At 60.4% G+C, this 12,430-nt stretch carries 7 protein-coding genes; 5 read left to right on the top strand and 2 right to left on the bottom strand.

Translation table 11 applies throughout. From position 1 onward, the window contains the following. Positions 1 to 21: 21 nt before the first annotated feature. From nagA to ACWKV9_RS25305, 4 genes are all read left to right on the top strand, one after another. Positions 22 to 1,128 carry an N-acetylglucosamine-6-phosphate deacetylase gene (gene nagA, locus ACWKV9_RS25290; protein ID WP_483838839.1) on the top strand — a complete coding sequence of 369 codons (1,107 nt, stop codon included), beginning with the start codon at positions 22 to 24 and terminating at the stop codon, positions 1,126 to 1,128. Further along, positions 1,121 to 2,131, top strand: coding sequence for an SIS domain-containing protein (locus ACWKV9_RS25295; RefSeq protein ID WP_483838927.1), 1,011 nt, complete (start codon positions 1,121 to 1,123; stop codon positions 2,129 to 2,131). The genes nagA and ACWKV9_RS25295 overlap by 8 nt, the downstream gene beginning before the upstream one ends. A gap of 27 nt (positions 2,132 to 2,158) precedes the next feature. Further along, positions 2,159 to 4,720 carry a phosphoenolpyruvate--protein phosphotransferase gene (gene ptsP / locus ACWKV9_RS25300; protein WP_483838840.1) on the top strand — a complete coding sequence of 854 codons (2,562 nt, stop codon included), beginning with the start codon at positions 2,159 to 2,161 and terminating at the stop codon, positions 4,718 to 4,720. Positions 4,721 to 4,789: 69 nt separating this feature from the next. Beyond that, positions 4,790 to 6,427, top strand: a complete 1,638-nt coding sequence (locus ACWKV9_RS25305) for a PTS sugar transporter subunit IIBC (protein ID WP_483838928.1) — start codon at positions 4,790 to 4,792, stop codon at positions 6,425 to 6,427. 108 nt (positions 6,428 to 6,535) lie between these two features. Here the strand turns inward: ACWKV9_RS25305 and ACWKV9_RS25310 are convergent, their stop codons facing one another. Both ACWKV9_RS25310 and purL read right to left on the bottom strand, forming a co-directional pair. Continuing rightward, positions 6,536 to 6,847 carry an NGG1p interacting factor NIF3 gene (locus tag ACWKV9_RS25310; RefSeq protein ID WP_483838841.1) on the bottom strand — a complete coding sequence of 104 codons (312 nt, stop codon included), beginning with the start codon at positions 6,845 to 6,847 and terminating at the stop codon, positions 6,536 to 6,538. Positions 6,848 to 6,853: 6 nt separating this feature from the next. Beyond that, a complete protein-coding gene (gene purL, locus ACWKV9_RS25315) occupies positions 6,854 to 10,753 on the bottom strand; it encodes a phosphoribosylformylglycinamidine synthase (protein ID WP_483838842.1) in 3,900 nt (1,299 codons plus the stop codon). Between the two features lie 214 nt (positions 10,754 to 10,967). Here purL and mltF point away from each other — a divergent pair, with 214 nt between their 5' ends. Next, positions 10,968 to 12,428: a membrane-bound lytic murein transglycosylase MltF gene (gene mltF / locus ACWKV9_RS25320; RefSeq protein WP_483838843.1), complete on the top strand. Its 1,461-nt coding sequence runs from the start codon at positions 10,968 to 10,970 to the stop codon at positions 12,426 to 12,428. Positions 12,429 to 12,430 lie beyond the last annotated feature (2 nt).

The raw sequence follows: 12,430 nt of genomic DNA on the forward strand, positions 1-12,430 counted from the left end.
CCTTAAAACACCGGAGCCTGTATGCCCGAGCACAACATCTTTACCCCCAGCGGCTGGGTCCGCGGCCAGCTTGCGTACGGCCATGGCCGGATAACAGCGGTGATCGGCGAACCTTGCGACCCGCAGCAAAACGATCTGCCTTATGCGTTGCCCGGATTCATCGACCTGCATGTCCACGGCGGCGGCGGAAGCGACATCATGCAGGGCGCCGAAGGTTTCGCGACTATCGCCCGGACCCATCTGCGGTTTGGCACGACTTCCATGCTGGCAACCACCATGACGGCGCCGTCCGAAGAAATCGAACGGGTGCTCGCTCAATTGGGTGACTACTGCGAGCATCGCGCCCCTGAGACTGCGCGCTTTCTTGGCGTACACCTGGAAGGCCCCTACATCAATCCGGGAAAACTCGGCGCGCAACCCAACCATGCACACACCGCTTTGATCAGTGAAGTCGAGCACTACCTAGACTTGGCGCCGATCAAGGTCATCACCATCGCCCCGGAAATCGCCGGGCACCTGGAATTGATTCGCGCGCTGTCCGACAGAGGCGTGCGCCTGCAAATCGGCCACACTCTGGGCAGCTACGAAGAAGGCGTGCAGGCACTCGAAGCTGGCGCCAGCAGTTTCACCCACTTGTACAACGCCATGAGTCCGCTGCATCACCGCGAGCCAGGCATCGTCGGCGCGGCGCTGGCCCACGCGCAATACGCCGAGCTGATTCCCGATCTGTTGCATGTCCATCCCGGCGCCATTCGCGTGGCCCTTCGCTCGATCCCCTGCTTGTACTGCGTCACCGACTCCACCGCCGCGACCGGCATGCCGGACGGCGAATACAAGTTGGGCAGCCACACCGTGAACAAATGCATGGGCGGGGTGCGCCTGGCCGACGGCACGCTCGCCGGGAGCACGCTGACTATGGATCAGGCGTTGCGCAACCTGGTGAAAATCGGGGTGCCACTGGCCGAAGCCTCGCAACGCCTGTCGCAATTTCCTGCGGATTATCTGGGGATTTCTGATCGTGGACGTCTGCAAGCCGGCAGTTGGGCCGATGCGGTGTTCCTTGATCGCGAGCTGAAACTCAACGCCGTCATGGTTGAAGGAGAAACCGTTGAACTCAAAAATGCTTGATGAAGCCCTGGCTTCCAGCGACGCGGTGCAGGCTCAACTGGACCTGAGCGAGCCCCGTGTGATCGCCCTTGCTGAGCGCCTGCGCCAGACTGCCCCGCAGGTCGTCATGACAGTTGCCCGTGGCAGCTCCGATCACGCGGCCAGTTACTTTGCCTATCTGGCCATGCAACTGACCGGCGTCCCGGTAGCATCGTTGCCGATGTCGGTGGTCACGCTGCACCGATCCCGGATGCGGGTAACGGGCCAGCCAGTCATAGCGTTCTCCCAATCGGGGCAAAGCCCGGACCTGGTGGACAGCCTAAACGCCCTACGTAAAGCCGGGGCAGTGACAGCGGCGATGGTGAATGCCAATGGCTCGCCGCTGGAGCACGCCTGCGAATACCTCTTGCGGTTGAACGCAGGCGCCGAACTCAGCGTGGCCGCTACCAAAAGTTTCATCGCGACGTTGAGCGCCAGTGCCCGACTTGTCGCGCACTGGGCAAAAGACGCCGAATTACTGGCGGCGAGCCAAACGCTCCCTGAGCGTCTCCGAGAAGCGGCGCGTCAGGATTGGTCTGTGGCAATCACCGCGCTGAAAGACTGTCAGCGTTTGATGGTCATCGGTCGCGGACTTGGCTTTTCCATCGCCCAGGAAGCGGCGCTGAAATTCAAGGAAACCTCCGGCCTTCAGGCTGAAGCGTTTAGCAGCGCTGAGGTCCGCCATGGCCCAATGGCCTTGGTGGGCGAGCACTACCCGATGCTGGTATTCGCCCCGCGCGGCGCTGAACAGACGGGATTGTTGAAACTGGCGTCGGACATGCGCGAGCGCGGCGCCCGGGTATTGCTGGCAGCGCCTGCGGACATCGCCGAGCGCGACCTGACCCTGGCCTGCGCTGATCACCCCGCGCTCGACCCGATCCTCGCCATTCAGAGTTTTTACGTCATGGCCGCCGGGCTTGCACAGGCACGCGGTCTGAACCCGGATCAGCCACGCCATCTGAGCAAAATCACCCGGACTCACTGATTCGCCACGCGGCACAAGGACGACGTCATGCATAACAATAAAGAAATGACCCTCAGCGCCCCACTCAGCGGTCCAGTGATCGCGTTGGCCGATATTCCGGACCCTGTATTTTCCAGCGGCACCATGGGCGACGGGGTCGGCATCGATCCGCTGGATGATTGCCTCCACGCGCCGTGCGCCGGGGTTGTCGTCAACGTTGCCCGCACAAACCATGCCTTGACCCTGCGCGCCGACAATGGCGCCGAATGGCTGATGCACATCGGCATCGACAGCGTGACGCTCAACGGCGACGGCTTTAAAGCGCTGGTCACCGCCGGCCAGCGCGTTGCCGAAGGTCAACCGCTGCTGCGTTTTGATCTGGACAAGGTCGCGGTTCACAGCCGCAGCCTGATCAGCGCATTGATCCTGCTCAACGGAGAGGAATTTGAACTGACCCCGATCACTCACTTAACGTCAGTGAACGTCGGCGAACCTTTGTTGCACATATCGCGGCAGACTCCCGCATCCGCGAATGAAACCCCCAGCGACGCACCTGCTCAATCTTCGCGCGGCGTCGTTCGGGTCGCCCATCATGGCGGTCTGCATGCAAGACCGGCTGCGTTGGTACGCCAGACCGCCCGGCAGTTTGCCAGCCAGACTGAGCTGCATTTTGCGGGCGCCAGGGCGTCCAGCGACAGCGTGCTGGCAATCATGGGCCTGGGCGTTGCCGAGCACGATGAAGTCGAAGTGATCTGCCTGGGTCACGACAGCGAAGTGGCATTGCAGGCCCTGATCAAGGCTTTGTCGACTCGGACAGCAGATGAAAAGCCCTACACGCCTGCGCCCTCTTCACTACATCAATTGCTGCCATCGGGAGACGTCGAAAAAGGTGTGCTGACAGGCATCGCTGCATCACCCGGTCTGGTCAGCGGCCCGTTATTCCGGCTGGACGCCATTGAGTTGGAAGAAGACCTGGGCAATCACTCGGTCAACGAACAACGGCAGGCGCTAAACGGCGCGCTGGATCAGGTGCGCACCCACATCGCCGTGACGCTCCAGCAATCTCGCCCGACCGCCGACCCGCAAGCCGCTGCGATTTTCGCCACCCATTTGGCAATGCTGGAAGACCCGGCCTTGCTGGACGCTGCCTACTTGGCGATTGAACAGGGTCGTTCAGCGAGCCATGCCTGGAGTCAGGCGCTGCTTGATCAATGCGCCAGGCTCAAGGCCCTCGACAACGCGCTGCTGGCCGAACGCGCCAATGATCTACGAGACCTTCGCCAAAGAGTGTTGCGCGAACTGCTCGGCGCGAGTCGGACGCTGGACATCCCGCCCCACGCCATCGTCATTACCCAAGAGCTGACGCCCTCGGATTTGATGCTGTTGAGTGAGCAGAACATCGCCGGGGTTTGCATGGCCGAAGGAGGCGCGACGTCACACGTTGCCATTCTTGCGCGCGGCAAAGGCCTGCCGTGTCTGGTGGCGCTGGGGGACGCGTTGCTCACTTCGACTCAGGCAATGGCCGGCCAGACAGTGGTGCTCGACGCCGACAATGGGCAACTGGAGCTGGCACCTGATTCGGCGCGACTGCAACAGGTCGCGACGCTCCAGGCCCGACATCTTGAGCAACGTCGTCATTACCAGCAACAGTCCCGATTACCTGCCATCACCCTGGACGGTGTGGCTATCGATATCGCCGCCAATGTCGCGTCGAACATTGACGCGCAGCAGGCTTATGACGTCGGCGCTGACGGAATTGGTCTGCTGCGCACCGAGTTTCTGTTTGTCGAGCGACGCACCGCCCCAAGCGAGGATGAGCAGCTTGTAGCCTATCAAGCAGTGCTCGACGCAATGGGCGACAAACCCGTGATCATTCGCACTATCGACATCGGCGGCGACAAGCAGCTGGAGTATCTGCCTATGCCGTTCGAGGCCAATCCGGTGCTCGGTTTGCGCGGGATTCGCCTGGGGCAAGCGCGACCTGAACTGCTGGACCAACAGTTGCGCGCGCTGTTGCGGGTCAAGCCGTTGAGTCGGTGCCGCATTCTGCTGCCGATGATCAGCGAGGTCAGCGAGTTGCTTGCAGTTCGTCAGCGACTGGACGCGCTGGCGTCGGAAATGGGCCTGTCCAAGCGTCCGCAATTGGGCGTGATGATAGAAGTCCCTTCGGCCGCCTTGATGGCTGAACAGCTATCAGAACATGCAGATTTTCTTTCTATCGGCACCAATGACTTGTCGCAATACACCTTGGCGATGGACCGTGATCACGCGGGGTTGGCGGGACGAGTTGATGCGCTGCACCCGGCACTATTACGGCTGATTGCCATGACCTGCGCAGGCGCAGCGGGAAAATCCTGTTGGGTTGGTGTATGCGGCGCTGTGGCATCTGAACCATTGGCCACAGCCGCACTGATCGGGCTCGGGGTGCGCGAATTGTCGGTCAGCCGGCCACAAGTGGCCGAGATCAAAGCGTTGGTTCGCCAGTTGAACATACGTGATTGCGAGGGGCTGGCGCAGCGAGTCCTCAACTTGAGCAGTGCACACGCGGTTCGCCAAGCCTGCGGAGCGTTTCAACAGCAGACGTTGGCCCGGCAGGGCAATTCCCTATAACAATAATCAAGGAGAGACGCCGTGTATCAGCACTTCATCGAAGGCCTGCAACGCCTTGGCCGCGCGCTCATGTTGCCCATCGCCATCTTGCCCATCGCCGGTTTGTTGCTGCGTCTGGGCGACACCGACCTGTTGAACATCGCGATCATTCATGGGGCAGGTAACGCGATTTTCAGCAATCTGGCGCTGATTTTTGCCATCGGCATTTCGGTTGGCTTTGCCCGTGATAACAATGGCACGGCGGGTTTGGCGGGTGCCATTGGCTACCTGGTGATGACAGCGACGCTGAAGGTGCTCGATCCGCAGATCGACATGGGCATGCTCGCCGGAATTATCAGCGGGCTGCTCGCGGGCGGGCTTTACAACCGGTTCAAAGACATCGCCCTGCCTGCGTATCTGGCGTTCTTCGGCGGGCGGCGCTTTGTGCCGATCGCCACTGGTTTATCTGCGGTGTTGCTCGGACTGATCTTCGGTTTGATCTGGCCGCCGATCCAGCAAGGCATCAACAGCCTCGGTCAACTGATGCTGGAGAGCGGCAGTATCGGGGCGTTCTTTTTCGGCGTGATGAACCGCATTTTGATCATTACCGGGCTGCATCACATCCTCAACAATCTGGTGTGGTTCGTTTTCGGCACCTTCACCGATCCGGAAACCGGGCGCGTCGTAACAGGTGATCTGGCGCGTTACTTCGCCGGCGACCCCAAGGCCGGACAGTTCATGACGGGCATGTTCCCGGTGATGTTGTTCGGTTTGCCTGCGGCGTGTCTGGCGATGTATCGCAACGCCCTCCCCGGCCAGCGCAAGTTGATCGGCGGCGTTTTGCTGTCCATGGCGCTGACCTCCTTCCTGACCGGCGTGACCGAACCGATTGAGTTCGCGTTTATGTTCCTGGCGCCGCTGCTGTATGTGATTCACGCGCTGCTGACCGGGGTGTCCATGGCGCTGACCGACCTGTTGAACATTCGGCTGGGCTTCACCTTTTCCGGGGGTGCCATCGACATGGCGCTTGGCTGGGGCAAGTCCACCAATGGCTGGATGATCTTCCCCGTGGGCCTTGTGTATTTCGTCGTGTACTACGTGGTGTTTGATCAATGCATTCGCCGGCTGAATCTCAAGACGCCGGGGCGTGAGCAGGTGGTGGCAACTGCTGCACAGGTCTCAAACAGTGATCGCGCCGGGGCTTATATCTCCGCCCTCGGTGGCGCCTCCAATCTGCTGGGTATCGATGCCTGCACCACGCGGTTGCGTTTGCAATTGGCTGATCGCAGCAAAGCCAATGACGCCGAACTCAAAGCATTAGGTGCGATGGCCGTGGTCCGACCGGGCAATGCGGGCAGTTTGCAGGTAGTGGTCGGGACGATGGCGGACGGGATTGCCGATGAATTACGCAATGCGTTGCCCCACACCACCAGTGATTCGCCTCAGGAAACAGCGACGTTGCCTGTGAACATTCCGACGGTCGATCCTGGTCAAGCGTCTTTGTGGCTCAAGGCGCTGGGCGGGAAAGGCGTGGTAGCGGTGGAATGTGTCGCGCTCACCCGTCTAAGGGTGCAGCTCAAGGATGGACAGCACATCGCCGCCAGCCAGTTGGACGCGTTGGGATGTCAGGGCGTGAGAAATGTCGGAAACGGCGTATGGCACGTATTGGTGGGAGAGCGCGCGCAGGGGTTGAGCGAGGCGTTGCGGGGGTTGGTGGCAAGACATTGAACTGACGGTGAACTGTAGGAGCGAACTTGTTCGCGAAGCGGTGTGCCTGAACACACCGGGTCATTCTCTCGCCAACAAGTTAGCTCCTACAGGGGTTTGCAGCGCGCTTTAGAAATCCGCCAGCTTCCAGACTTCGTAGGCTGGCGTTTCGTAAGGGTGGCTGTGCTTGAGCGCGGCCACCGCTTGCTGAATCAGGTCATCGGCGACAACCAGCTCAACCTTCCACTCCTCCACCTGCTCGATCTGGCCAGTCTGCCCAATGAACGGCTGGCTGCCGTCCAATGGCCGAAACTGACCTTGACCGAGCACTTGCCACGCGCAGCAGTCGTAAGCCCCGATTCGCCCCGCACCGGCGGCGAATACAGCGCTTTTGACTTGCTCTACATGGCTCGGCGGCACGAAGAAGGCGAGCTTGTACATCAGCTATCAGTTCACCCAGACACGCGCATTGCGGAACATCCGCATCCAGGCGCCATCTTCGTTCCACTCTTCCGGGCGCCACGAGTTGTTGACTGCGCGGAACACACGCTCAGGGTGCGGCATCATGATGGTGACGCGCCCGTCGCGAGTGGTCAGGCCGGTGATACCGCGCGGCGAACCGTTCGGGTTGGCCGGGTAGTTTTCAGTGACCTTGCCGTGGTTATCAACGAAGCGCATGGCAACGGTGCCTGACAGATCGCTTTCCAGCAGCGATTCCGGGCTCTTGAATTCCGCATGACCTTCGCCGTGAGCAATGGCAACCGGCATGCGCGAACCGGCCATGCCCTGCAGGAAGATCGAAGCCGATTCCTGGATCTGCACCATCGCCACGCGCCCCTCGAACTGCTCGGAGCGGTTGCGCACAAAGTGCGGCCAGAACTCGCTGCCAGGAATCAGTTCGCTGAGGTTGGACATCATCTGGCAACCGTTGCACACGCCCAGCGCAAAGCTGTCCTGACGCTCGAAGAATGCCTGGAACGCATCACGCGCTCGGGTGTTGAACAGCGCCGACTTGGCCCAGCCTTCCCCCGCACCGAGCACGTCGCCGTAGGAGAAGCCGCCGCAAGCGACCAGACCTTTGAACTCGTTCAGATCGACGCGACCGGCAAGGATGTCGCTCATGTGCACGTCAACCGAAGCGAAACCGGCGCGATCGAACGCGGCAGCCATTTCTACCTGACCGTTGACGCCCTGCTCACGCAGTACCGCCACTTGTGGGCGAATGCCCTTCTTGATGTAAGGCGCGGCGATGTTGTCGTTGACGTCGTAACCCAGCTTGACGCTCAGGCCCGGATTGTCTTCTTCCAGCAGCGCGTCGAATTCCTGATCAGCGCACTCGGCGTTGTCACGCAGGCGTTGAATCTGATAGCTGGTTTCAGCCCACTGACGGTGCAAGAGACGACGCTGACCGGTGAACACAGGTTCGCCGCTGTAGCCGATGTGCACGTCGTCGTTGTTGACCGGCTGGCCGATGACCGCGACACAATCACCGCCCAGGCCTGCTGCGCTGAACTGAGCCAGCACGTCCGGCGTTGCATCCTGACGCACCTGAATTACAGCGCCCAGTTCTTCGTTGAACAGGATCGCAGCGATGGCGGCTTTGTTTTCAGCCAGGCCATCAAGTTGCAAGTTCAGGCCGCAATGACCGGCAAAGGCCATTTCCAGTACCGACACCAGCAAACCACCGTCGGAACGGTCGTGGTAGGCCAGCAAATGGCCGTCGGCGTTGAGGCCCTGAATCACGGCGAAGAACGCCTTCAGGTCTTCAGCGTCATCGACGTCCGGGGCAACTTTGCCCAACTTGCCGTGAGTCTGCGCGAGAATCGAGGCGCCCATGCGGTTCTGACCGCGGCCCAGATCAATGAGGATCAGGTCGGTAACGCCCTTGTCCATGCGCAATTGCGGCGTCAGGGTGCCGCGAATGTCAGTGACGGGCGCAAAGCCGGTCACGATCAGCGACATTGGTGAAGTGACGGTTTTTTCCGCGCCTTCGTCGCTCCAGCGGGTCTTCATGGACATCGAGTCCTTGCCCACAGGAATAGTAATGCCCAACTCCGGGCACAGCTCCATGCCGACCGCTTTCACGGTGTCATACAGACGCGCATCTTCTCCCGGGTGGCCGGCGGCGGACATCCAGTTGGCCGACAATTTGATGTCGGAAATCTTGCCGATGCGCGAGGCCGCGATGTTGGTCAGGGTTTCGCCGATTGCCATGCGCCCGGACGCCGGAGCGTTGAGCAAAGCCAGCGGCGTACGCTCGCCCATGGCCATCGCTTCACCGGTGTACACGTCGAAACTGGTAGCGGTTACAGCAACGTCGGCCACCGGCACCTGCCACGGACCGACCATTTGATCGCGATTGACCAGACCGGTGATGCTGCGGTCGCCAATGGTGATCAGGAAGCTTTTGCTGGCGACGGCCGGGTGACGCAAGACGCGCTGCACGCTTTCCTCGATGTCCAGCGTGCTTGGGTCGAAGTCATCGCCCAGCTCGGTTTCACGCACAGCCGAACGGTGCATGCGCGGGGCCTTGCCCAGCAGCACTTCAAGCGGCATGTCCACCGGGCTGTTACCGAAATGACTGTCGGTGACAGTCAGTTGCGGCTCTTCAGTGGCCTCGCCGACCACTGCAAACGGGCAACGCTCGCGTTCACAGATCGCTTTGAAACGCTCGAAGTTCTCGGCGCTGACCGCCATGACGTAGCGTTCCTGGGACTCGTTGCTCCAGATTTCCAGCGGGGCCATGCCCGGCTCGTCGTTGGGGACGTTGCGCAGTTCGAAGCGCCCGCCGCGACCGCCATCGTTGACCAGTTCCGGGAAGGCGTTGGACAGACCGCCCGCGCCCACGTCGTGGATGAAGGCAATCGGGTTCTGCTCGCCCAGCTGCCAGCAACGGTCGATCACTTCCTGGCAACGACGCTCCATTTCAGGGTTTTCCCGCTGAACCGAAGCGAAGTCCAGGTCTGCCGAACTGGTGCCGGTGGCCATGGAGGAAGCCGCGCCGCCACCCAGACCGATCAACATCGCCGGACCGCCGAGCACGATCAGCTTGGCGCCGACCTTGATTTCAGCCTTCTGGACGTGGCCCTCACGGATGTTGCCCATGCCGCCAGCAAGCATGATCGGCTTGTGATAGCCGCGCACTTCGTCGCCGTGGGGGGTGTTGATGGATTGCTCGAAAGTACGGAAGTAACCGGTCAATGCCGGCCGCCCGAATTCATTGTTGAACGCCGCGCCACCCAGCGGGCCTTCGATCATGATGTCGAGCGGAGTGACGATGCGCTCAGGCTTACCGTAAGGCTTTTCCCAAGGCTGGACGAAACCCGGGATATTCAGGTTGGACACGGTGAAGCCGGTCAGGCCTGCCTTTGGCTTGGCGCCACGGCCGGTTGCGCCTTCATCGCGGATCTCGCCGCCGGAACCGGTCGCTGCACCCGGGAACGGCGCGATGGCCGTCGGGTGGTTGTGGGTTTCGACCTTCATCAGGATGTGCACCGGCTCCTGAACGGCACCGTATTCACGGGTGTCAGGATTCGGGAAGAAACGGCCGGCGACGCTGCCGACGATAACCGAAGCGTTGTCCTTGTAAGCGGACAACACGCCTTCGCTGTGCAGGACGTAGGTGTTCTTGATCATGCCGAACAGGCTTTTTTCCTGGCTCTGGCCGTCGATGTCCCAACTGGCGTTGAAAATCTTGTGACGGCAGTGCTCGGAGTTCGCCTGGGCGAACATCATCAATTCAATATCGTGAGGGTTACGCTTGAGACCGATGAAGCTGGTGACAAGATAGTCGATTTCATCCTCGGCCAAGGCCAGGCCCAGCTCGACGTTGGCTTTTTCCAGCGCGGCGCGACCGCCACCCAGCACATCAACGGCGGTCAACGGCTTGGGCTCGGCGTGGCTGAATAAGCCAGCGGCCTGCTCCAGCGCGCCCAGTACCAGCTGCGTCATGCGGTCGTGAAGGCTGTCGGAGATCAACTGCGCGTCGGCGTCGCTGAACTGGCCTTCTACATAAAAGGCAATCCCGCGTTCCAGGCGCTGGATCTTGCTCAGACTGCAATTGTGGGCGATATCGGTGGCCTTGCTGGACCACGGAGAGATCGTGCCGAAACGCGGGAGGACCAGAAACAGGCGGCCGCGTGGCTCTTGAACCGGCACACTCGGGCCGTATTTCAGGAGACGGGCGAGGACCTGCTGCTCTTCGTCGGTCAGAACACCGGCGACCTCAGCGAAGTGGGCGAATTCAGCATACAGGCCACTGACAGCCGGAACTTTATCGTTCAGCTGCGCAAGTAATTTCTTGTGGCGGAAAGCAGAAAGGGCGGGAGCACCACGCAGGATCAACATCGTCGGGACAGCCTCGGGGAAGGGGGTGTGCTTTGAGGCCGTGCATTCTAGCGTAAAGCTCCACTTTCGGCACCCGAAACGACTGCTTACAACGCACCCGAACGTCGGCACGGCAAAGCGCGGCTGGCAAACGCGTCGAGAAGTCGCTGCTCTATCAGACGCAACCTTCGCTGTCGAGATATGGCGGTCAGGCTCCTTTGCGTATACTGCACCGATGTTTTCCCAATCAGATTTCCGCCCACGCTGCGCCAAGTGGCTCATCGCTACCGGAATCTTCCTGCTGCTCGGTGCGTGTGTTGAGAAACCCAACACACTCGAACGAGTCAAGGAGGATGGCGTCCTGCGCGTCGTTACTCGTAACAGCCCGGCTACCTATTTCCAGGATCGCAACGGCGAGACCGGTTTTGAGTATGAACTGGTCAAGCGTTTCGCCGAAGATCTCGGTGTAGAGCTGAAGATCGAAACAGCTGACAACATTGACGATCTGTTCGACAAGATGAACAAGCCCGGAGGGCCGGTGCTGGCCGCCGCAGGACTGGTCAGCACTGAGCAACGTGCGAAGCAGGTGCGTTTTTCACATCAGTATCTTGAAGTCACCCCTCAAGTCATCTATCGCAACGGCCAGAACCGGCCTACTGATCCGGGCGATCTGGTGGGCAAGCGCATTCTGGTGCTCAAAGGCAGCAGCCACGCAGAGCAACTGGCGGCGCTGAAGGTCAAATACCCCCAATTGCAGTATGAAGAGTCCGATCAGGTGGAGGTGGTTGACCTGCTGCGCATGGTCGATGAGGGCCAGATCGACCTGACACTGGTGGACTCAAACGAACTGGCCATGAATCAGGTGTATTTCCCCAATGTCCGCGTCGCCTTTGACTTGGGTGATGGCCGCGATCAACGCTGGGCCGTGGCTTTGGGCGACGACAATAGCCTGCTGAACGAGATCAACGCGTTCCTCGACAAAGTGCAGAAAAACGGCATGTTGCAGCGGCTCAAAGACCGCTATTACGGCCACGTGGACGTATTGGGTTACGTCGGCGCATACACGTTTGCCCAGCATCTGCAGGAGCGTCTGCCCAAGTACGAGAAGAGTTTTCAGTCGTCCGCCAAGGAAGAGCAGGTGGACTGGCGACTGCTGGCAGCCATCGGCTATCAGGAATCCTTGTGGCAGCCGGGCGTTACGTCGAAAACCGGTGTTCGCGGGTTGATGATGCTGACCCAAAGTACTGCTCAAGCCATGGGCGTTTCCAACCGGCTGGACGCCAAACAAAGCATCAAAGGTGGCGCAAAGTATTTTGCCTACGTAAAGGATCAGCTGGATGACAAAATTCAAGAGCCCGATCGTACGTGGCTCGCTCTCGCTTCCTACAACATTGGTGGCGGTCATCTGGACGATGCGCGCAAATTGGCGGAAAACGAGGGCCTGAATCCAAATAAATGGCTCGACGTAAAAAAAATGTTGCCCCGTTTGGCGCAAAAACAGTGGTACAGCAAAACCCGTTACGGGTACGCCCGAGGCGGAGAGCCGGTCAGCTTTGTCGCCAACATCCGCCGGTATTACGACATCCTCACCTGGGTGACTCAGCCGCAACTCGAAGGCAGCCAGGTCGCCGAGAGCAATCTGCATGTGCCGGGCGTCGACAAGACCAAGCCGCCAGAAGAGAAAACACCGCTGTAGGC

This window comes from Pseudomonas corni, assembly GCF_057128765.1.